This is a genomic window from Pseudomonas sp. NPDC077649 (genome assembly GCF_044542855.1).
Lineage (GTDB): Bacteria > Pseudomonadota > Gammaproteobacteria > Pseudomonadales > Pseudomonadaceae > Aquipseudomonas.
In genome coordinates, this window is the sequence record NZ_JBITVF010000008.1 from 198,127 (window position 1) to 219,851 (window position 21,725).

Annotated in this window: 19 protein-coding genes; 11 read left to right on the top strand and 8 right to left on the bottom strand. The window is 68.3% G+C overall.

All coding sequences use genetic code 11. The features are described 5' to 3' along the window. Window positions 1-63: 63 nt before the first annotated feature. Window positions 64-561 carry a transcription elongation factor GreB gene (gene greB, locus ACIGFL_RS21515; protein WP_397498498.1) on the top strand — a complete coding sequence of 166 codons (498 nt, stop codon included), beginning with the start codon at window positions 64-66 and terminating at the stop codon, window positions 559-561. 6 nt (window positions 562-567) lie between these two features. Here the strand turns inward: greB and ACIGFL_RS21520 are convergent, their stop codons facing one another. After that, complete coding sequence (locus ACIGFL_RS21520; RefSeq protein ID WP_397498499.1) at window positions 568-876, bottom strand: class I SAM-dependent methyltransferase; 309 nt, start codon at window positions 874-876, stop codon at window positions 568-570. Window positions 877-1,069: 193 nt separating this feature from the next. Between ACIGFL_RS21520 and thpR the strand changes: the two genes are divergently transcribed. The 3 genes from thpR (at window position 1,070) to ACIGFL_RS21535 (ending at window position 3,847) form a co-directional block, all read left to right on the top strand. After that, complete coding sequence (gene thpR / locus ACIGFL_RS21525; RefSeq protein ID WP_397498500.1) at window positions 1,070-1,615, top strand: RNA 2',3'-cyclic phosphodiesterase; 546 nt, start codon at window positions 1,070-1,072, stop codon at window positions 1,613-1,615. Between the two features lie 185 nt (window positions 1,616-1,800). Continuing rightward, window positions 1,801-2,754, top strand: a complete 954-nt coding sequence (locus ACIGFL_RS21530; RefSeq protein WP_397498501.1) for a triacylglycerol lipase — start codon at window positions 1,801-1,803, stop codon at window positions 2,752-2,754. Window positions 2,755-2,806: 52 nt separating this feature from the next. After that, window positions 2,807-3,847, top strand: a complete 1,041-nt coding sequence (locus ACIGFL_RS21535; RefSeq protein ID WP_397498502.1) for a lipase secretion chaperone — start codon at window positions 2,807-2,809, stop codon at window positions 3,845-3,847. A 96-nt stretch (window positions 3,848-3,943) separates the two neighbouring features. On the opposite strand, the gene ACIGFL_RS21540 is transcribed toward ACIGFL_RS21535, so the two are convergent. From ACIGFL_RS21540 to ACIGFL_RS21555, 4 genes are all read right to left on the bottom strand, one after another. Beyond that, window positions 3,944-4,963 carry a LacI family DNA-binding transcriptional regulator gene (locus tag ACIGFL_RS21540; protein ID WP_122109747.1) on the bottom strand — a complete coding sequence of 340 codons (1,020 nt, stop codon included), beginning with the start codon at window positions 4,961-4,963 and terminating at the stop codon, window positions 3,944-3,946. 123 nt (window positions 4,964-5,086) lie between these two features. Continuing rightward, window positions 5,087-6,100 carry a TRAP transporter substrate-binding protein gene (locus ACIGFL_RS21545; protein WP_397498503.1) on the bottom strand — a complete coding sequence of 338 codons (1,014 nt, stop codon included), beginning with the start codon at window positions 6,098-6,100 and terminating at the stop codon, window positions 5,087-5,089. Window positions 6,101-6,158: 58 nt separating this feature from the next. Next, the gene (locus ACIGFL_RS21550) at window positions 6,159-7,436 is read right to left on the bottom strand and encodes a TRAP transporter large permease (protein ID WP_021446292.1); all 1,278 of its coding nucleotides are present in this window, start codon (window positions 7,434-7,436) and stop codon (window positions 6,159-6,161) included. A gap of 50 nt (window positions 7,437-7,486) precedes the next feature. Beyond that, entirely contained in the window at window positions 7,487-8,608 is a 1,122-nt protein-coding gene (locus tag ACIGFL_RS21555) for a gluconokinase, GntK/IdnK-type (protein WP_397498504.1), read from the bottom strand. Between the two features lie 195 nt (window positions 8,609-8,803). Here ACIGFL_RS21555 and ACIGFL_RS21560 point away from each other — a divergent pair, with 195 nt between their 5' ends. After that, window positions 8,804-10,891: a TonB-dependent receptor family protein gene (locus tag ACIGFL_RS21560; RefSeq protein ID WP_397498505.1), complete on the top strand. Its 2,088-nt coding sequence runs from the start codon at window positions 8,804-8,806 to the stop codon at window positions 10,889-10,891. 174 nt (window positions 10,892-11,065) lie between these two features. Here ACIGFL_RS21560 and ACIGFL_RS21565 read toward each other — a convergent pair whose 3' ends face one another. From ACIGFL_RS21565 to ACIGFL_RS21575, 3 genes are all read right to left on the bottom strand, one after another. Beyond that, window positions 11,066-12,193, bottom strand: coding sequence for an acyl-CoA dehydrogenase family protein (locus ACIGFL_RS21565; RefSeq protein ID WP_397498506.1), 1,128 nt, complete (start codon window positions 12,191-12,193; stop codon window positions 11,066-11,068). Between the two features lie 12 nt (window positions 12,194-12,205). Then, a complete protein-coding gene (locus ACIGFL_RS21570; protein ID WP_397498507.1) occupies window positions 12,206-13,393 on the bottom strand; it encodes an acetyl-CoA C-acyltransferase in 1,188 nt (395 codons plus the stop codon). A gap of 90 nt (window positions 13,394-13,483) precedes the next feature. Then, a complete protein-coding gene (locus ACIGFL_RS21575) occupies window positions 13,484-14,251 on the bottom strand; it encodes a 3-hydroxyacyl-CoA dehydrogenase (protein ID WP_397498508.1) in 768 nt (255 codons plus the stop codon). A gap of 205 nt (window positions 14,252-14,456) precedes the next feature. On the opposite strand from ACIGFL_RS21575, the gene ACIGFL_RS21580 reads away from it, so the two are divergent. The 6 genes from ACIGFL_RS21580 to ACIGFL_RS21605 all read left to right on the top strand — a co-directional run bounded on the left by ACIGFL_RS21580 (window position 14,457) and on the right by ACIGFL_RS21605 (window position 21,664). Beyond that, window positions 14,457-14,837 (top strand): MerR family DNA-binding transcriptional regulator, encoded by a 381-nt coding sequence (locus tag ACIGFL_RS21580; protein ID WP_003239740.1) that lies wholly within the window; start codon window positions 14,457-14,459, stop codon window positions 14,835-14,837. 64 nt (window positions 14,838-14,901) lie between these two features. Further along, window positions 14,902-16,065: an isovaleryl-CoA dehydrogenase gene (locus tag ACIGFL_RS21585; RefSeq protein ID WP_397498509.1), complete on the top strand. Its 1,164-nt coding sequence runs from the start codon at window positions 14,902-14,904 to the stop codon at window positions 16,063-16,065. Window positions 16,066-16,134: 69 nt separating this feature from the next. After that, the gene (locus ACIGFL_RS21590; protein ID WP_397498510.1) at window positions 16,135-17,742 is read left to right on the top strand and encodes a carboxyl transferase domain-containing protein; all 1,608 of its coding nucleotides are present in this window, start codon (window positions 16,135-16,137) and stop codon (window positions 17,740-17,742) included. A 109-nt stretch (window positions 17,743-17,851) separates the two neighbouring features. Beyond that, window positions 17,852-18,652, top strand: a complete 801-nt coding sequence (locus tag ACIGFL_RS21595) for a gamma-carboxygeranoyl-CoA hydratase (RefSeq protein ID WP_397498511.1) — start codon at window positions 17,852-17,854, stop codon at window positions 18,650-18,652. Beyond that, the gene (locus ACIGFL_RS21600; RefSeq protein WP_397498512.1) at window positions 18,649-20,583 is read left to right on the top strand and encodes an acetyl/propionyl/methylcrotonyl-CoA carboxylase subunit alpha; all 1,935 of its coding nucleotides are present in this window, start codon (window positions 18,649-18,651) and stop codon (window positions 20,581-20,583) included. Before ACIGFL_RS21595 ends, ACIGFL_RS21600 begins: the two co-directional genes overlap by 4 nt. A 181-nt stretch (window positions 20,584-20,764) precedes the next feature. Then, window positions 20,765-21,664, top strand: coding sequence for a hydroxymethylglutaryl-CoA lyase (locus ACIGFL_RS21605; RefSeq protein WP_397498513.1), 900 nt, complete (start codon window positions 20,765-20,767; stop codon window positions 21,662-21,664). The last annotated feature ends 61 nt before the right edge of the window (window positions 21,665-21,725 follow it).

Consider the following 21,725-nt stretch of genomic DNA (forward strand, 5'->3'; position numbering starts at 1 on the left):
GCTCCATGGGACTGCCCTGAGCGGCCTGCTAGACTGGCGCCCCACCCAGCCACCAGAGATACCATGAGCCGCTACCGCCCCCCTCGCCCCGCCGGCACGCCGCTGATCACCCCCGAAGGCGAGGCGCGCCTGCGCGCCGAACTGCACGAGCTGTGGCACGTGCGCCGGCCGCAGGTGACCCAGTCCGTCAGCGAGGCCGCCGCCCAGGGCGACCGCTCGGAGAACGCCGAGTACACCTACGGCAAGAAGATGCTGCGCGAAATCGACAGCCGCGTGCGCTTTCTGAGCAAACGCCTGGAAAAGCTCAAGGTGGTCTGCGACAGACCCTCGGACCCGAACAAGGTCTATTTCGGCGCCTGGGTCACCATCGAGGACGAAGACGGCGAACAGTCGCGCTACCGCATCGTCGGCCCGGACGAGCTGGATCTGAAACAGGGGCTGATCAGCATCGACTCGCCGCTGGCCCGCGCGCTGGTGGGCAAGCCGCTGGACGCCGAGGTGCGGGTGCACAGCCCGAGCGGCGAGAAGACCTGCTACATAGTCGAGATCGACTACCCCTGAGGCTCCCTACCGCCGGGTAATCAGGCCCTGGCGCGCCACCCGAACCAGCTCGGCGACCGTTTCCGTCAGGGCATCGGCGCTGGGCGCCTGCACCACCGCCAGGTCGAAGCTGTCGGGCGGAAAGCGCGCCAGCGACTCGCCGCGCTGCACGAACTGGATACGGAAGGTACGCGGCCCGCTCCAGCGCTTGGGCCAGCCGTCGAGGTAACGCAGCAGGGTCGGTTGGTGATTGCCGCCGAGCAGGATGCGCGGGTTGCGCAACAACAGCCCCGAGGTGATGGGGGCCAGGCGAATGTGCGGTTGGGGACAGGTCATGCTCGAGTCTCCGCCTCAAAAATCCCGCTGGGCAGCGGTGGGAGGCGACACCGAACCAGCGCTTTAGCGGAATTTCGGGTGCTGGAAGCTTCACCCTGTGGCGCCCCGCAAGTAGCTGTTTAAATCGGCGCAGCGCGCATCCTAGAGAAGCCCGCGCGATACTGTCAAGGCGAGCCACCACCGGCCAAGCGCCATGACCGCCGACCAGTTGCGCCTGTTCTTCGCCCTGCCCTGCCCGCCGCCGCTGGCCGCGGCGATCTGCGCCTGGCGTGAGCGCGAAGCGCCCGGCGGCAGGCCGGTCGATGCCGCCAACCTGCACCTGACCCTGGCCTTTCTCGGTGCACAGCCGGCCAGTTGCCTGGCGCCGCTGCTGAGCCTCGCCGCGCAGTTGCCGGGCGAAGGCTGCGAGCTGCGCCTGGATCGCCTCGGCCGCTGGCGCGGCGGCGTGCTGCACCTGGCGCCCAGCCGGGTGCCGCAGGCGCTGGACGAGTTGCAGCGGCAGCTGCACGCACGCCTGAGCGGAGCCGGTTTCGAACTGGAGCGGCGCGCCTTCCGCCCGCACCTGACCCTGGCGCGGCATTACCCGCAGCCGCCGGCCGGCGCCGCCCCAACCTTCGATTGGCCGCTGCGGCAGTTCGCCCTGTTTTGCTCGGAATATGACGGCCACGGCTGCCGCTATCGCCTGCTCGGCCAGTGGCCGTTGCGGCCTGCGACCCCAACCGGGCGTAGCGCCCCGTAACAGCAAAGCCTGGGCAATCTCGCCGGCAAAACAGGGCAATCTCTGGAAAAGTGCCGCGATAGAGGGGTTAGTCTGGAAAATTCGGCAATGGCATGTTTCCTGCCCTCTCCCTCGTGCCGTACGTGCCACGGGATGGGCGCGATTTTGTTGCAGGACGCACCTCAACACACCCATCGAGAGCGCCCATGAACAAGAACAAGACCCTGCTCGCCCTCTGCCTCGGCGCCGGCCTGCTCGCCAGCGGCCAGACCCAGGCCTTCTGGTTCGGCTCGTCCGGCTATACCCAGACCCAATACCCCATCGTCCTCGGCCACGGCATGCTCGGCTTCGACAGCATCCTCGGCGTCGACTACTGGTACGGTATTCCCGCCGCCCTGCGCCGCGACGGCGCCAGCGTCTACATCACCGAGGTCAGCCAGCTGGACACCTCCGAAGCGCGCGGCGAGCAATTGCTGCAGCAGGTCGAGGACATCGTCGCCATCAGCGGCAAGGCCAAGGTCAACCTGATCGGCCACAGCCACGGCGGCCCCACCACCCGCTACGTCGCCGCCGTGCGCCCGGATCTGGTCGCCTCGGTCACCAGCGTCGGCGCGCCGCACAAGGGCTCGGCCACCGCCGACTTCCTCAAGGGCATCAGCGACGGCCCCGCCGGCCCGGTCGCCACCCCGCTGCTGGCGGGCATCGTCAATGGCCTCGGCGCGCTGATCAACTTCCTCTCCGGCAGCCCCAGCACCACCCCGCAGAACGCCCTCGGCTCGCTGGAGTCGCTCAACAGCGAGGGCGCGGCGCGCTTCAACGCCAAGTTCCCGCAGGGCATTCCCACCAGCGCCTGCGGCGAAGGCGCCTACAGCGTGAACGGCGTGCGCTACTACTCCTGGAGCGGCACCAGCCCGCTGACCAACCTGCTCGACCCCAGCGACCTGCTGATGGGCGCCAGCGCGCTGACCTTCGGCAGCGAAGCCAACGATGGCCTGGTCGGCCGCTGCAGTTCGCGCATGGGCCAGGTGATCCGCGACAACTACCGGATGAACCACCTCGACGAGGTCAACCAGACCCTGGGCCTGACCAGCCTGTTCGAGACCGATCCGGTGACCGTCTACCGCCAGCATGCCAACCGCCTGAAGAACGCCGGGCTCTGAGCCAAAGTCCGGGCCGGCGTCATCCGGCCCGGACGCCGTAGTGGAATCTGCCGTGAACAAAGCCCTGTTGCTGTTGCCCCTGCTGTTCGCCGTCTGCCTGGCGTCGATGCTCTATCTCGAGCCCGGGCATCTGCCTGATCGGTTCAATCCACCCGCGGCCAGCGGGGAAACCCCGCCACCGGCGGCGCCACCCGCGCTGCAGCAAGCGCTGCCCGCGCCCGTCACGCCGGCGAGAAAAGCAGCCGGTCTCGGCTTGCCGGCATCCTTCGTCGGCACCGAGGTGGACGGCCGCTTTCGCGTCGATGCCGCCGGCAACCTGATCGTCAGCGAAGACATTCGGCGTATTTTCGACTACTTCCTCGCCAGCCTCGGCGAGGAGAACCTGGACGCCAGCGTCGCGCGTCTGCGCGGTTATATCGACGGCCAGCTGCAGGAGCCGGCCCGGGCCCGCGCGCAGGCGCTGCTCGACCAGTACCTGGCCTACAAGCGCGAGTTGGTGCTGCTGGAGCGCGACCTGCCGCAACTGGCCAGCCTGGACGCCATGCGCCAACGCGAAGCGGCGGTGCAGGCGCTGCGCGCGCGGCTGTTCGACAGCGAGAGCCATCAGGCCTTCTTCGCCCGCGAGGAAGGCTACAACCGCTTCACCCTGGAGCGCCTGGCGATCCGCCAGGACGCCGGACTGAGCGACGAGGAAAAGGGCCTGGCGGTCGACCGGCTGCGCGCCAGCCTGCCGGAGGAGCTGCAGGACATGGTGCTGCCGCAGCTGCAGCAGGAGCTGCGCCAGCACACCGCGCGCCTGCAGGCCGAAGGCGCCAGCGCCGCGCAGATTCGCCAGCTGCGCCAGCAGCTGGTCGGCGCCGAGGCCACCGCCCGCCTGGAGGCGCTGGACAGCCAACGCCAGGGCTGGCAGAAGCGTCTCGATGAGTATCTCGCCGCCAAGGCGCATATCCAGGCCAACGAGGGACTCAGCAGCGGCGACAAGCGTGCCGCCATCGAGGCGCTGGCGGCGGAACGTTTCGACGAACGCGAGCGCCTGCGCCTGGAGGCGGCCGAGCAGTTGGCCGAGGCAGGCAGAAATACGAACGGCGGCTGAGTCCGGGCCGCCGGATCGTCGGGCGGAGCGCGTTGCGCTCCCCGTTGGGCTTCGCTGCGCTCAGCGCCAACCTACCCGGCGCGGCCTCCCTTACCCTCAGGTGCTGTCGCGCATCACCAGTTCGAAGCCGACGTCGATGCAGTGCTGCTCGGGCGTCTCGCCGCGCATCAGGGCCAGCAGCATGTTCGCCGCCAGCTCGCCGATACGCCCACGGGTGGTGCGCACCGTGCTCAGCGCCGGGTGCATCCAGGCCGCCGCCGGCAGGTCGTTGAAGCCGGCGATGGCCAGCCGTCCCGGCACCTCGAGGCCCAGCTGACGGGCGCGGAACAGCGCGCCCATGGCCAGGTCGTCGTTGTTGAAGAACACCGCATCGATCTGCGGCTGCTGCGCCAGCAGACGGTCGAGCAGCTCGGCGCCGAGGCCGATGGACGACAGCTCGGGGGTGAGCAGCTCCAGCGCCGGGTCGTGACGATTGAGGTAGCGCATCACCTGGCGGTAGCCCTCGGCGCGCTGCAGGGTGCGCGGGTCGAGCTGGGCAGCGGCGAAGGCGATATGCCGGTAGCCGCGCTGGACCAGGGCGCGGGTCATGGCGGCGCCGGCCTCGACCTGGGAGAAACCGACGCAGTAATCCTCCGGCTCGTCGCTCAGCTCCATCAGGGTCACCAGCGGGCAGCTGCTGGCGCCGAGGATCTCGCGCGCCGCGTCGCTGCGCTCGAAGCCGGTGACCAGCAGGCCGGCCGGCTGGTGCGCCAGGTAGGAACGCAGCAGGCGTTCGTCCTCCTCGACCCGGTAGTGGCTGACGCCGATCATCATTTCGAAGCCGGCCGGCATCAGCACCCGCTGGATCGCCTCGACGGTATCGACGAACACCGAGTTCGACAGCGAGGGAATCACCACCGCCACCAGGTTCGAGCGCGAGCTGGCCAACGCCCGCGCCGCCGGATTGGGCACGTAGCCGAGCGCCTGAGCGGCGCGCATCACCTGCTCGCGCAGGGCGTCGGAGACCCTGCCCGGCTGCGACAGCGCGCGCGAGGCTGACATCAGCGAGCAGCCGGCAGCCTTGGCCACATCCGACAGGGTGACGCGTTCGGCGGAACGGCGACGACGTTGACTCATAGCGCCTCCAGGAAAGACCAGGCCGCGATTCTAGCAGCCTGGACGACGAATAAAGCGCGGGACACGCCGCCCGGGAGGCCACCACCATGCAAGGAGCGGCCGTCCCAACGTGCCCCGCGAAACTTACAAGGCAGCCTTGGCGGCCTCGGCCTGCACCTGATCGAACAGCTGCTGGCCGACCGTCTCGACCACCTTCTGGATCGCCGGGGCGGCCTGCTCGCGCATGCGCTGCACCTCGGCGGCGTCCACTTCGTTGATCTGCATGCCCTTGTCCTTCAGTTCGGCCAGGGCGCGGGCGGCCTCGGCGCGGGTGTCCTGGCGCTCGAAGTCACGCGCCTTCTGCGCCGCCTCCATGAGAATGTTCTGCTCGGTGGCAGACAGGCCGTCCCACCAGCGCTTGGACACGGTGAGAATCCACGGGCTGTAAACGTGGTTGGTCACGGTCAGGTACTTCTGCACCTCGTAGAACTTCGAGGAGAGGATGGTGTTGAACGGGTTTTCCTGACCGTCCACGGCCTTGGTCTCCAGCGCGGTGAACAGCTCGGAGAACGGCAGCGGCACGGCGTTGGCGCCCATCAGCTTGAAGGTCTCGAGGAACACCGGGTTGGGCATCACGCGCAGCTTGATGCCGGCGAAATCCTCCAGCTTGCTGATCGGCCGGGCGTTGTTGGTCAGGTTGCGGAAACCGTTCTCCCAGTACACCAAGCCAACCAGGCCCTTCTCCTGCAGCTTGTCCATCACCTGGCGGCCGACCGGGCCGTCGAGCACGGCGTCGGCCTGCTCGGCGCTGCTGAACAGGAAAGGCGTGTCCCACACCGCCATTTCCTTGGTGATGCCGACCAGGGTGGCGGTGGAGCCGACCATCATTTCCTGGGCGCCGCCGATCAGCGCGCTCTGCATCTGGTCGTCCGAACCCAGGCTGGCGGCGCCGAAGGTGCGCACCTTGAGCTTGCCGTCCGAGGCTTTGGCCACCTCCTCGGCGAACAGCTTGGCCGCGCGGCCCTGGTTGCTGTTCTCGTTGAGGCCGTAGCCGAAGCGGATCATCCGCGAGCGGATTTCATCGGCGTGGACGCTGACGGCGGCGAGCGGGCTGCACAGCAGGGCAGCGGTGAGGATGGCGAGCAGCGGACGTTTCATCGGAACTACCTCTTATTGTTGTGAACGAAGCCGGCGCGCCCGCGCCGGTTGGGGCGAATCAGCGCAGCCAGGTCAGCGGCACGGTGACGATGGCCGGGAAGGCGATCAGCAACGCGACTATGCCCAGGTAGATCAGGAAGAACGGCATCACCCCGCGCACCAGTACCTCCATGCGCAGCCGACCGATACCGCCGACCACGTTGAGCACGGTGCCCACCGGCGGGGTGATCAGGCCGATGGAGCCGATCAGCACGAACATCACGCCGAAGTACACCGGGTCGACCCCAGCCTTGATCGCGATCGGCGCCAGCACCGGGGCGAGGATGAGGATGGTCGGGGTCAGGTCGAGGACCATGCCCACCGCGATCATCAGCAGCATGATCGCCAGCACCAGCAGTTGCGGGTGGTCGGCCAGCGGCCCGAGCATGGCGCCGATCTCGTCCGGCAGCTGGGCCAGGGTGATCATGTAGGCCGATACCGTGGCGGCGGCGCAGAGGAACATCACCGAGGCGGTGGTGCGGCTGGCGCGGGTCAGGGTTTCCATCAGGCTGGCCCAGCTCAGCTCGCGGTACAGCAGGGTCGACACCGCCAGGGCGTAGACCGCGGCGACCACCGCCGCCTCGGTCGGGGTGAAGATGCCGAAGCGCAGGCCGCCGACTATGATCACCGGCAGCATCAGCGCCGCGGCGCCGTCGACCAGCACGCGGCGGCGCTCGGCGGCGCTGGCCTTGGCCGGGGTCGGCTCGGTGAAGCCGCGGGCGATCAGGCTCCAGGCGACGATCAGCCCGGCGCCCATGATCAGCCCCGGCACCAGGCCGGCCATGAACAGCTGGCTGATCGAGGTGTTGGTGACCACGCCGTAGATCACGAAGGGCATCGACGGCGGGATGATCGGCGCGATGATGCCGCCGGCGGCCACCAGGCCAGCCGAGGAATGCAGCGGGTAGCCGCGCTGGCGCATCATCGGCAGCAACAGGGTGGCCAGCGCCGCGGTGTCGGCCAGGGCCGAGCCGGACATGCTCGCCAGCAGCACCGCGGCGGCGATGGCGACGTAGCCGAGGCCACCGCGCAGGTGGCCGAAATAGGCCTGGGCCATGGCGATGATGCGCTTGGAGATGCCGCCGGCATTCATCAGCTCGCCGGCGAGGATGAAGAAGGGCACGGCCAGCAGCGGGAAGCTGTCAGCGCCGGCGAGCAGGTTCTGCGCCAGCAACTGTACGTCCCAGAAGTCCAGGTACCACATCAGCAGCGCCGCCGTGAGGATCAGGGCGAAGGCGATGGGCATGCCGAAGGCCATGAAGCCTAGCAGGGATGAAAGGAAGACGGCGACGGTCATCGGCAGGTCCTCGGTGGGCAGTGCCCGTTCTTGTTAGTGATGACGCAGCCTCAATCGACTTGCGCGTGAGCCAGACTTGCCTGCGGCGTGCGGCGCCACAGGTTGATCAGTTGCACCAGGGCGAGAACGGCCAGCACCGTCATGCAGGCCAGCACCGGCACCATGGCCAGCACCACCGGATAACCGACCACGGTGCTGTGGTTGCCCCAGCCGAACTGCACCTGCATCCAGGCGCCCCAGGCCGCCAGCAGGCTGGCGCCGGCCACCAGCAGCCAGCTCAGCGAGTCCAGCAGACGTTGCGCAGACTGCGGGAAGCGGTCGCGGATCATGCGGAAGGTCATCAGCTCGCCGCGGCGCATACTCGAGGCCACGCCGACGAACACCAGCCAGACGAAGGCCAGCCGCGACAGTTCCTCGGCCCCGGCCCAGCCGGTGCCGAAGGCGTAGCGCAGCACCACGTTGGCGAACACCGCCAGTACCATGAAGGCCATCAGCGTCGCCATCAGGCCGTCGGTGAGGCGGTCGAACAGCCGCGCCAGACGGCCCTCGTAGATGGGTTCTGCGCCCAGCTGCGCAGCATGGTTAGCGCTATCAATTTCTGTCGTCGGACCAGCGGTGGCGGCGCCCGAGCCGGCCTCCGGCAGATCGCGGCGCAACCAGGCGCAGATATCCGCCAGCAGCGCCTCGCGGCTGGCGGCCGCATCCAGGGTCAGCACCTGGGGTTCGCCGGCCGGCGCTTCGAGGGTGGCAAACTGGCTGTCGACCAGCGAGGTGGGCATGAAATGCCCGGGACGCGCGCCGACTCGCTGCAGCGCGGTGGCCTGGTCGATCTGCAGATGCACGAACTGCAGCCCCGGCACCGCCGCGCGCAGGCGCTCGCGGTAGGCGCGCTTGAGCGCCGAGCAGGCCAGCACGAAGCCCTCGCCCGCCGCCTGGGCGGCCAGCATCTGCTCGCTCAGGGCGTCCAGCCAGTGGCTGCGGTCGTCGTCGCTCAGGGGGATGCCGGCGCGCATGCGCTCGACGTTCTCGCGGGGATGGAAGTGATCGGCTTCGATATGGCGCCAGCCGAGCGCGGTGGCCACCGCCTGGCTGATCTCGCTCTTGCCGGAGCCGCTGACGCCCATGACCACCAATGTGGTGCGGGCAGGCAGTGCGAAAGGCTGTTGCTGCATGGGAACTCCAGGGCGCCATCGACGTGGTGCCGCTCATTGTTTGGCCGGATGTTAGCGCTATCCAAATCGTTCGACAACCCTATTGCGGCAACATTTCGTAGAGCATTTCTGCGCCAGGCGGCGCAGCGACTCTAGCCCGCGGTCCGCCGCTGCGGTCACCATCGCGGGATAGCGACCGCAGAAGATCCCTCGACCATGACCCCATTCCGCCCTCGCCCCTGGCTTGCCTCCCTGCTGCTGCCGCTGGCCGCGCAGGCCGAGAACGTGCCCGACTACCAGGCCGAACCGCTGGTGGTCACCGGCAGCCGTTACCAGGCCAGCGGCTGGCGCCTGCCCTTCTCGGTCAACCGCATCGATGCCGAGCAGGCCACCCTGGGCAAGCCGGGGGTCAACCTGTCCGAGGCGCTCGGCAGCGTGCCCGGCCTGGTGGTGCAGAACCGGCAGAACTACGCCCAGGATCTGCAGCTGTCTTCGCGCGGCTTCGGCGCCCGCTCGGCCTTCGGCATTCGCGGTGTCAAGCTGCTGGCCGATGGCGTGCCACTGTCCAACCCCGACGGCCAAGGCCAGGCGGCGACCTTCGACCTCGATACCCTGGAGCGCATCGAGGTGCTGCGCGGCCCCTTTGCCAGCGTCTACGGCAGCAACTCCGGCGGAGTGATCCAGCTGTTCTCGCGCGATGGCGAAGGCGCACCGAGGGTATCGCTCGATACCTCGCAGGCGGCTTTCGGCACCAGCCGCACGCGAGTCAGTGCCGAGGGCGGCAACGACCAGGCCGGCTTTATCCTCAACCGCTCGCACTTCGAGACCGACGGTTATCGCGAGCACAGCGGCGCCATCCTCGACAAGAGCTTCGCCAAGCTGACCCTGTACCCGGACGATGCCAGCAAGCTCAGCCTGAGCTTCAATCAGCTCGACCAGAACGACACTCAGGACCCGCAGGGCCTGACCTGGCAACAGGTGCAGGCCGACCGTCGCGCCGCCGCCCCCAGCGCTTTGGCGTTCAATACGCGCAAGACGGTGGATCACCAGCAGCTTGGCCTGAATTACGAGCGCAGCTTCGCCGCCGGCACCTGGCAGAGCACCCTGTACAGCGGTATCCGGCGGGTGATCCAGTACCAGTCGATCCCGGTGGCGGTGCAGGCCAACCCGTCCCACTCAGGCGGAGTGATCGACTTCGAGCGGCGCTTCTTCGGCGCCAGCAACCGCTGGATCCAGCCCTTCGACCTGGGCAGCAGCCTGCTGACCCTGACCGCCGGCCTGGACTACGACCATTCCCGCGACGACCGCCAGGGCTTTGAGAACTTCGTCGGCAGCACCCTGGGGGTGAAGGGCAACCTGCGCCGCGACGAGCGCGATGAGGTCAGCAGCCTGTCGCCCTATGTCCAGGCCGCCTGGCAACTGGGCAAGCTCGACCTGCAGGCCGGCCTGCGCCACAACGAAGTGCGGTTCGAGGTGGACGACCGCTTCCTGAGCAATGGCGACGATGGCGGCGCGGTCACCTACCGCGAGCTGACCCCGACCCTGGGTGCCAGCTACGCGCTGCTGCCGGAGCTGAATCTGTACGCCAGCTGGGGCAAGGGCCTGGAGACGCCGACGCTCAACGAACTGTCGTACTCCGGTCCCGACAACGGTTTCGGCTTCGACCTGCAATCGGCCACCAGCAAGCAGCTGGAAATCGGCCTCAAGGCCCGCCTCGGACAGGCCAGCGACCTGCAACTGGCGCTGTTTCAGATCGACACCGACGACGAGCTGGTGGTGGAATCGGCCAGCGGCGGCCGCACGCGCTTTCAGAACGCCGCACAGACCCGCCGCCGCGGCGTGGAACTGGCGGTGGCAAGCCAACTGAGCGAAACCCTGCGCGGCAACCTCGCCTACAGCCATATCGAGGCCGTCTACAGCCAGGACTTCGCCAGCGGCGGCCGGCCGATCGCGTCTGGCAATCGCCTGCCCGGCATCCCCGCCAGCACCCTGTATGGCGAACTGGCCTGGCAGCCGCGCGAGGGTTTCAGCACCGCCCTCGAAGGGCTGTACCGCAGCAAACTGTATGTCGAGGACAGCAACCAGGCCAAGGCCGCGCCCAGCTACGCCCTGTTCAACTGGCAGGCGCGCTTCGAGCAGCAGCTCGGCGCGCTGACCTTCAACCAGGTACTGCGCATCGACAACCTGCTGGACCGCCAATACATCGGCTCGGTGATAGTCGGAGAGAGCAACGGCCGCTACTACGAACCGGGCCCGGAACGGGCCTGGTATGTCGGCGCTGGGGTGCAGTACCGGTTCGATTAGGTCGCACGACGTCCCGCAGGGCGTCGCGGGGCCGTCTGGGTCGCGCGCACCGCCTGGCCTGGCACCAATGCTCGATCACCACGCGGATTTGCTCCCCTCTCCCACTTGAGGGAGAGGGGTTGGGGGAGAGGGTCGGTTCTCTGAGCCTCCGGCGCACCCTACGGCAGCCGGCGCCTACAAACTGCGCGCAATCACCATCCGTTGCACGTCGCTGGTACCCTCGTAGATCTGGCACACGCGCACGTCGCGGTAGATGCGCTCGACCGGGAAGTCCTTGAGGTAGCCGTAGCCACCCAGGGTCTGGATCGCCGCCGAACAGACCCGCTCGGCCATCTCCGAGGCGAACAGCTTGGCCATCGAGGCCTCGGTCAGGCATGGCAGGCCGGCTTCGCGCAGGCAGGCGGCGTGGTGCACCATCTGCCGCGCCACGGCGATCTGGGTGGCCATGTCGGCCAGGCGGAACGCCACCGCCTGGTGCTCGATGATCGGCTTGCCGAAGGTGACCCGCTCGTGGGCGTAGTCGCGCGCCGCCTCGAACGCGGCGCGGGCCATACCCACCGATTGCGCGGCGATGCCGATGCGCCCGCCTTCCAGGTTGGCCAGGGCGATGCGGTAGCCCTCGCCCTCCTCGCCCAGGCGCAACTCGGCCGGGATGCGCACCTCGTCGAGCTGGATCTGGCAGGTGTCCGAAGCGTGCTGGCCGAGCTTGTCCTCCACCCGTACCACCGAGAACCCGGGCGTGTCGGTCGGCACGATAAAGGCGCTGATACCTTTCTTGCCGGCAGCCGGATCGGTGACGGCGAAGACGATGACCATGCCGGCCTGACTACCGGAGGTGATGAACTGCTTGGCGCCGGTCAGCACATAGTGCTCGCCGTCGCGCCGCGCGCGGGTGCGCAGGTCGCTGGCATCCGACCCCGCCTGCGGCTCGGTCAGGGCGAAGGCGCCGAGCATGCTGCCTTCGGCCAGCGGACGGAGGAAGCGCTGCTTCTGCGCCTCGCTGCCGTACTTGAGGATCGGCATGCAGCCCACCGAGTTGTGCACGCTCATGATGGTGGAGCAGGCGCCGTCGCCCGCCGCCACCTCTTCCAGGGCCATGGCGTAGGCCAGGTGGCCGGTCTCGGCGCCGCCCCACTGCTGCGGCACCAGCATGCCCATAAAGCCCAGCTGGCCCATCTCGGCAATGGCCTCGGTTGGGAAGCGATGCTCGCGGTCCCAGTCGGCGGCGAAGGGCTTGAGCCGTTCCTGAGCGAACTGCTGGGCCATGTCGCGGATCTGGATGTCCTGTTCGGATGGAATCATCTCGCTGCTCCTCTAGATGCGCTCGATGGCCACGGCGGTGGCCTCGCCGCCGCCGATGCATACTGCGGCCACGCCGCGCGTCAAGCCGCGCTGCTGCAGCGCCGCGAGCAGGGTCACCAGGATGCGCGCGCCGGAGGCGCCGATGGGATGGCCCAGGGCGCAGGCGCCGCCATTGACGTTGAGCCGGGCGTGGGGAATGTCAAGGTCGCGCATGGCCACCATGGGCACTACGGCGAAGGCCTCGTTGATCTCGAACAGGTCCACCTCATTCAGCGACCAGCCACTGCGCGCCAGCACACGCTGGATGGCGGTGACCGGAGCGGTGGTGAACAGGTTCGGCGCCTGGGCATGGCCGGCATGGGCGACAATACGCGCCAGCGGGCTCAGGCCACGCCGCACGGCCGCTGACTGGCGCATCAGCAGCAGGGCCGCAGCGCCGTCGGAAATCGAGCTGGAGTTGGCTGCGGTCACGGTGCCGCCGTCGCGGAACGCCGGCTTGAGCGTGGGAATCTTCTCCGGCCTGGCCTTGGGCGGCTGCTCGTCGGCGGCGATCAGGCGCCGCTCACGCCCGGCAGGAGCCTCGACCGCGACGATCTCGTCGGCAAAATGGCCGGCCTCCATCGCCTGCTGCGCCCGGCGTAGCGACTCCAGGGCGTAGGCGTCCTGTTCCTGGCGGGTGAAACCGTAGCTCTGCGCGCAGTCCTCGGCGAAGGTGCCCATCAGCCGGCCGCGCTCGTAGGCGTCTTCCAGACCGTCGAGGAACATATGGTCGAGTACCTGGCCGTGGCCCATGCGATAGCCCGCGCGGGCGCGCGGTAGCAGGTACGGCGCGTTGGACATGCTCTCCATGCCGCCGGCCACCAGCACCTCGGCGCTACCGGCCAGCAGCTGGTCGTGGCCGAGCATCAGCGCCTGCATGCCCGAACCGCACATCTTGTTCAAAGTGGTGCATTGCGCCGCCTGGCTCAGGCCCGCGCCGAGCGCCGCCTGGCGCGCCGGGGCCTGGCCCTGACCGGCCTGCAGCACGCAGCCCATCAGCACGGTATCCACCGCCTCGGCCGCGAGTCCGGCGCGCTCCAGGGTGGCGCGGATGGCGGCGGCGCCCAGTTCGGCGGTGGACAGGCCGGCCAGGTCACCGAGAAAACCGCCCATGGGGGTACGGGCGGCGCTGACGATCACGACCGGATCGGTTGCAGACATGGTTGTCTCCTGAAAGTCGATGGTTTGCCATGGGTTGCGGCCAGGCCGATCAGCTCACCCCGGCCGGATGCAATCCGGGTCATTTGTCGGTTATTTCGCCGCCATACGCAGCGCGCCATCGAGGCGGATCACCTCGCCGTTGAGCATGGGGTTCTCGACGATGTGGCGCACCAGCGCGGCGTATTCCTCGGGACGGCCCAGGCGCGGCGGGAACGGCACGCCGGCGGCCAACGAGTCGCGCACCTCCTGCGGCATGCCGGCCATCATCGGCGTCTCGAAGATGCCCGGGGCGATGCACATCACGCGGATGCCCGAGCGCGCCAACTCGCGCGCCGCCGGCAGGGTCATGGCGGCCACCCCACCCTTGGACGCGGCATAGGCGGCCTGACCGATCTGCCCGTCGAAGGCCGCCACCGAAGCGGTGTTGACGATCACCCCGCGCTCGCCCTCGGCATTCGGCGAGTTCTGCGCCATGGCCTCGGCGGCCAGGCGCAGCAGGTTGAAACTGCCGATCAGGTTGACCTCGACGGTGCGGCGGAAACTGTCCAGGCCGTGCACGCCGTTACGTCCCAGCACCTTCTCGGCCGGTGCGATACCGGCGCAGTTGACCAGCCCGTGCACGGCGCCGAAGGCCTCCAGGGCCTGCTCCACGGCCGCGCGGCCATCCTCCTCGCGGGTGATGTCGGCCTGCACGAAGCGGGCGCCCTCTCCCAGCTCTAAGGCGGCGCGCTGCCCCGCCTCGGCATTGATGTCCAACAGCAGCACCTTGCCGCCCTGGCCGAGCAGCTGACGGGCAGCGGCCAGGCCCAGGCCGGAACCGCCACCGGTAACCAGAAACACGGAACCTTCGATACGCATAACAACTTTCCCCGAGGCAGTGAGGTTCTGCCATTTACCTTTACGTTAACGGAAAGTAACGTCAAGCCCCTTTTTTGCCCGGATGCGACCCGCCGGTCGTTTTTTATCGCAGCACGCCGATGCCTATTCCACGGACGCCACGCCGCGCTTGACAGGGTGACGAAGCCAGCTTTACGTTAACGTAAAGGTAAACGAGAGCACCCCGATGCCCACCACCTACTCCATCTCCGACCTGGCCCGCGAATTGGACGTGACGCCGCGCGCCATCCGCTTCTACGAGGAGCAAGGCATGCTCGCCCCCGAGCGCCGCGGCCAGGAGCGCATCTTCAGCCCCCGCGACCTGGTCACCCTGAAGCTGATCCTGCGCGGCAAGCGCATCGGTTTTTCCCTGGCCGAGTGCAAGGAGCTGATCGACCTCTATGACCCCAGCAGCGGCAACCGCAAGCAGCTGGAAACCTTCATGGAAAAGATCGCCGCACGCCGCGCCCAGCTCGAGCAGCAGTTGCTGGACATCCGGCAGATGCAGCTGGAACTCGATACCGCCGAGGAGCGCTGCCTGGCAGCCCTGGCCGAAACCGACATGTAGGGTGCGTCGCGCCCCCAACCGACCCGGTGCGCACCGCGCACCCCAAAACAACAAAAGGTGTCCCATGAGCTACCCCACCCTCAACTTCGGCCTCGGCGAAACCATCGACATGCTGCGCGATGCCGTCCACCACTTCGCCCAGGCCGAGCTGGCCCCGCGCGCGGCGCAGATCGACCGCGACAACGAGTTCCCCATGGACATGTGGCGCAAGTTCGGCGACATGGGGCTGCTGGGCATGACCGTGGAAGAGGAATACGGCGGCACCAACATGGGCTACCTGGCCCATGTGGTGGCCATGGAAGAGATCAGCCGCGCCAGCGCCTCGGTCGGCCTGTCCTACGGCGCGCATTCGAACCTGTGCGTCAACCAGATCCGCAAGAACGGCACTCACGAGCAGAAGCTCAAGTACCTGCCCAAACTGTGCTCCGGCGAGCACGTCGGCGCCCTGGCCATGAGCGAGCCCAACGCCGGCTCCGATGTGGTGTCGATGAAGCTGCGCGCCGAGAAGCGCGGCGACCGTTACGTGCTCAACGGCAACAAGATGTGGATCACCAACGGCCCGGACGCCAACACCTACGTGATCTACGCCAAGACCGACATCAACGCCGGCTCGCGCGGCATGACCGCCTTTATCGTCGAGCGCGACTTCAAGGGCTTCTCCCGCCATCAGAAGCTGGACAAGCTGGGCATGCGCGGCTCCAACACCTGCGAGCTGGTGTTCGAGGACTGCGAGGTGCCGGAAGAGAACATCCTCGGTGTCGAAGGCGGCGGCGTGCGCGTGCTGATGAGCGGCCTGGACTACGAGCGCACCGTGCTTTCCGGCGGCCCCACCGGGATCATGAGCGCCTGCATGGACGTGGTGCTGCCCTACGTGCACGAGCGCCAGCAGTTCAAGCAGTCCATCGGCGAGTTCCAGCTGGTGCAGGGCAAGCTGGCCGACATGTACGCCGGCATGAACGCCTCCAAGTCCTACCTGTACAACGTCGCCAAGGCCTGCGACCGCGGCGAGGAATCGCGCAAGGACGCCGCGGCGGTGATCCTCTACACCGCCGAGATGGCCACCAGGATGGCCCTGGACTGCATCCAGCTGCTCGGCGGCAACGGCTACACCAACGAGTACCCGGCCGGCCGCCTGCTGCGCGACGCCAAGCTCTACGAGATCGGCGCCGGCACCAGCGAGATCCGCCGCATGCTGATCGGCCGCGAGCTGTTCAACGAGACCAAATAATCCGTAGGGTGCGCCATGCGCACCAAAACAACGGCAGGGTGCGCACGACGCACCCTACAGGAAGCGACCATGGCCATCCTGCATACCCAGATCAATACCCGCTCCCCCGAGTTCGCCGCCAACAGCGCGGCCATGCTCGAGCAGGTCGCCGACCTGCGCGCCCTGCTCGCCCGCCTGCACGAAGGCGGCGGCGAGAAGGCCCAGGCGCGCCACACCGCGCGTGGCAAGCTGCTGCCGCGCGAACGCATCAACCGCCTGCTCGATCCCGGCTCGCCCTTCCTGGAGATCGGCCAGCTCGCCGCCCATGAGGTCTACGGCGAAGAAGTGCCCGCCGCCGGGGTGATCGCCGGCATCGGCCGAGTCGAAGGCGTCGAGTGCATGATCGTGGCCAACGACGCCACGGTAAAAGGCGGCAGCTACTACCCGCTGACCGTGAAGAAGCACCTGCGCGCCCAGGCCATCGCCCGCGAGAACCGCCTGCCGTGCATCTACCTGGTGGACTCCGGTGGCGCCAACCTGCCGCGTCAGGACGAGGTGTTCCCCGACCGCGAGCACTTCGGCCGAATCTTCTTCAACCAGGCCAACATGAGCGCCCTGGGCATTCCGCAGATCGCCGTGGTGATGGGCTCCTGCACCGCCGGCGGCGCCTATGTGCCGGCGATGAGCGACGAGACCATTATGGTGCGCCAGCAAGCGACGATCTTTTTGGCTGGACCGCCGCTGGTAAAGGCCGCCACCGGTGAAGTGGTGAGCGCCGAGGAGCTGGGCGGCGCCGATGTGCACTGCAAGACCAGCGGCGTGGCCGACCACTATGCCGACAACGACGAGCACGCCCTGGCCCTGGCCCGGCGCAGGGTCGCCAATCTCAACTGGCGCAAGCTCGGCCAGCTCGACGCCCGCGCGCCCATCGCCCCGCGCTACCCGGCCGAGGAGCTGTACGGGGTGATCCCGGCGGACGCCAAGCAGCCGTTCGATGTGCGCGAGGTGATCGCGCGTATCGTCGACGATTCGCAGTTCGATGAATTCAAGGCGCTGTTCGGCACCACCCTGGTGTGCGGCTTCGCCCGCATCGACGGCTACCCGGTGGCGATCCTGGCCAATAACGGCATCCTGTTTGCGGAATCGGCGCAGAAAGGCGCGCACTTCGTCGAACTGGCCTGCCAGCGCGGCATTCCGCTGCTGTTCCTGCAGAACATCACCGGGTTCATGGTGGGCAAGAAATACGAGGAAGGCGGCATCGCCAAGCACGGCGCCAAGCTGGTCACCGCCGTGGCCTGCGCCCAGGTGCCGAAGTTCACCGTGATCATCGGCGGCAGCTTCGGCGCCGGCAACTACGGCATGTGCGGCCGCGCCTACGACCCGCGCTTCCTGTGGATGTGGCCCAACGCCAAGATCGGCGTGATGGGCGCACAGCAGGCCGCCGGCGTGCTGGTGCAGGTCAAGCGCGAGCAGGCCGAGCGCGCCGGTCAGCACTATTCGGACGAGGACGAGCAGCGCCTCAAGCAGCCCATCGTCGAGCAGTACGAGAAGCAGGCGCACGCCTACTACTCCAGCGCCCGGCTGTGGGACGACGGCGTGATCGACCCGGCGCAGACCCGCGAGGTGCTGGCCCTGGCCCTGTCGGCCAGCCTCAATGCGCCGATCGAGCCGACCCGTTTCGGCGTGTTCCGCATGTAATCCGTGGGAGGGGCTTCAGCCGCGACAACCGCTCTACAGGTCGCGGCTGAAGCCCCTCCCACACTGAATCCAATGTATCGGTGCGCACGGCGCACCCTACGGAATGACCATGACCGACTTCACCACCATCGAGCTTGCAAAAGACCCGCGCGGCTTCGCCACCCTGTGGCTCAACCGCCCGGAGAAGAACAACGCCTTCAATGCCGCGATGATCCGCGAGCTGATTCTCGCCCTCGACGCCGTCGGCGAGGACAGGAGCCTGCGCTTCTTGCTGCTGCGCGGCCGCGGCAAGCACTTTTCCGCCGGCGCCGACCTGGCCTGGATGCAGCAGGCCGCCGAGCTCGACTACAACGCCAACCTCAGTGATGCCCGCGAGCTGGCCGAGCTGATGTACAACCTGGCCGCCCTGAAGATCCCCACCCTGGCCGTGGTGCAGGGCGCGGCCTTCGGCGGTGCGGTGGGCCTGGTCAGTTGCTGCGACATGGCCATCGGCGCCGAGGACAGCCTGTTCTCCCTGTCCGAGGTGCGTATCGGCCTGGCCCCGGCGGTGATCAGCCCCTTCGTGGTCCAGGCCCTGGGCGAGCGCGCGGCCAAGCGCTATGCGCTGACCGCCGAGCGCTTCGACGGCCACCGCGCCCGCGAGCTGGGCCTGCTGGCCGAGACCTGCCCGGCCGCCGAACTCGATGCCCGGGCCGAGGCCTGGATCGCCAACCTGCTGCTCAATAGCCCGCAGGCCATGCGCGCCAGCAAGGACCTGCTGCGCGAAGTCGGCAGCGGCGAACTGACGCCGGCCCTGCGCCGCTATACCGAGAACGCCATCGCCCGTCTGCGCGTCAGCGCCGAAGGCCAGGAAGGCCTGCGCGCCTTCCTCGACAAACGTACGCCCGCCTGGCAGGAGCAACAAGCATGAACCTCAAGCCTATCGACACCCTGCTGGTGGCCAACCGCGGCGAGATCGCCTGCCGCGTGATGCGCACGGCCAAGGCCATGGGCATCCGTACCGTGGCGGTGCATAGCGCCATCGACGCCACCGCGCGGCATGTGCGCGAGGCCGACCTGGCGGTGAATCTGGGCGGCGCCAAGCCGGCGGAAAGCTACCTGCTGATCGACAAGCTGATCGACGCGGCCAGGGCCAGCGGTGCCCAGGCCATCCACCCCGGCTACGGCTTTCTCTCGGAAAACGCCGGTTTCGCCCGCGCCATCGAAGAGGCTGGGCTGATCTTCCTCGGCCCGCCCGCCTCGGCCATCGACGCCATGGGCAGCAAGTCCGCGGCCAAGGCCCTGATGGAGGCCGCCGGCGTACCGCTGGTGCCGGGCTATCACGGCGAAGCGCAGGATATCGACACCTTCCGCCAGGCCGCCGAGCGCATCGGCTACCCGGTGCTGCTCAAGGCCGCTGCCGGCGGTGGCGGCAAGGGCATGAAGGTGGTCGAGCGCGAAAGCGAGCTGGCCGAGGCCCTGGCCAGCGCCCAGCGCGAGGCGCAGTCGTCGTTCGGCGACTCGCGCATGCTGGTGGAAAAATACGTACTCAAACCGCGCCACGTGGAAATTCAGGTATTCGCCGACCAGCACGGCCACTGCCTGTACCTGAACGAGCGCGACTGCTCGATCCAGCGCCGCCACCAGAAGGTGGTGGAAGAAGCCCCCGCCCCCGGCCTGTCACCCGAACTGCGCCGCGCCATGGGCGAGGCGGCGGTCAAGGCCGCCCAGGCCATCGGCTACGTCGGCGCCGGCACCGTGGAATTTTTGCTGGACGAGCGCGGCGACTTCTTCTTTATGGAGATGAACACCCGCCTGCAGGTGGAACACCCGGTCACCGAGCTGATCACCGGCCTCGACCTGGTGGCCTGGCAGATTCGCGTCGCCCGCGGCGAGGCGCTGCCGATCACGCAGGAACAAGTGCCGCTTAACGGCCACGCCATCGAGGTGCGCCTGTACGCGGAAGATCCGGACCACGACTTCCTCCCGGCCACCGGCACCCTGGCGTTGTGCCGCGAAGCTGCCGCCGGCCCCGGCCGGCGTACCGACAGCGGCGTGGCCCAGGGCGATGTGGTCTCGCCCTTCTACGATCCCATGCTCGGCAAGGTCATCGCCTGGGGCGAGAACCGCGAGGAAGCGCGCCTGCGCCTGCTCGCCATGCTCGACGAAACCCTGGTCGGCGGGGTCAAGACCAACCTGGCCTTCCTGCGTCGCGTGCTGGCCCACCCGGCCTTCGCCGCCGCCGAGCTGGACACCGGCTTTATCCCGCGTCACGAGGCGCAGCTGCTACCGCCGCCGAGCGAGCTGCCGGAGGCCTTCTGGCAGCTGGCGGCCGATGCCTTTATCCAGAGCGAAGCCGCACGCCGTCGCGCCGACGATGCCCATTCGCCCTGGGCCGCGCGCAGCGGCTGGCGCAGCGGCGGCCCGGCGGAGATCGAGCTGCACCTGAGCTGCCAGGGCAGCAGCCGCAAGGTGCGCGCCAGCGGCCAGGCGCATCTGCAGGGCGACAGCCTGCTGGTGCCCGGCGCGGCGCAGCAGCGCCTGCCCGCGATCCGCCAGGGCGACACCCTGTACCTGCAATGGCAGGGAGAACTGCACGCGGTCAGCCGCTTCGACCCGATCGCCGCCGCCGAGGCCAGCCATCATCAGCACGGCGGCCTGACCGCGCCGATGAACGGCAGCATCGTCCGCGTACTGGTCGAGCCGGGCCAGGCCGTGGAGGCCGGCACCGCCCTGGTGGTGCTGGAGGCGATGAAGATGGAGCACAGCATCCGCGCGCCCGAGACCGGTACGGTCAAGGCCATCTACTGCCGCGAAGGCGAGCTGGTCAGCGACGGCGCGGTGCTGGTGGAGATCGAGTAGCCGCAGGGTGCGCCATGCGCACCAACGGCTGCGTTGGTGGATGTAAAAAGCGACATCCACCCTACGCTGTCGTGCGTCATGCGCAGCAAGCGCCCTAAGATAGCCAAACCCCATGGTGCGCACGGCGCACCCTACGCCACCGCGCACGCGCGATGACAACGGATACATACTAGGAACCCCGATGAGCCTGCCCAAATCCGTACGCCTGGTCGAAGTCGGCCCGCGCGACGGCCTGCAGAACGAGAAACAGCCGATCAGCGTCGCCGACAAGGTGCGCCTGGTCGACGACCTGAGCGCCGCCGGCCTCGGCTACGTGGAAGTGGGCAGTTTCGTCTCGCCCAAGTGGGTGCCGCAGATGGCCGGCTCCGCCGAGGTGTTCGCCGCCATCCAGCGCCAGCCGGGCGTCACCTATGCCGCGCTGACGCCGAACCTGAAAGGCTTCGAGGCCGCCCTGCAGGCCGAGGTCGAGGAGGTGGCGGTATTCGCCGCCGCCAGCGAAGCCTTCTCGCAGAAGAACATCAACTGCTCCATCGCCGACAGCCTGGCGCGCTTCGTGCCGCTGATGGAGGCGGCCAAGGCCGCCAAGGTGCGCGTGCGCGGCTATGTGTCCTGCGTGCTCGGCTGCCCCTACGACGGCGAGATCGACCCGGCGCAGGTCGCCAGCGTCGCCCGCGAGCTGTACGCCATGGGTTGCTACGAAGTGTCCCTGGGCGACACCATCGGCACCGGCACGCCGGGCAAGACCCGCCACCTGATCAACGTGGTCGGCCGCGACATCCCCCGCCACCTGCTGGCCGGACATTTCCACGACACCTACGGCCAGGCGCTGGCCAATATCTACGCCAGCCTGCTCGAAGGCATCCAGGTGTTCGACAGTTCGGTCGCCGGCCTCGGCGGCTGTCCCTACGCCAAGGGCGCCACCGGCAACGTCGCCACCGAGGACGTGCTCTACATGCTGCAGGGTCTGGGCATCGACACAGGCATCGACATGGACAAGCTGATCGCCGCCGGCCAGCGCATCTGCGAGGTGCTGGGCAAGGCCAACGGTTCGCGGGTGGCGCGCGCACGCCTAAGCCGATAAGCACCCGAGGGTGGATGACGCTTTTCTCATCCATCGTTGTGGTGGATCGGTGAAGCGTGAT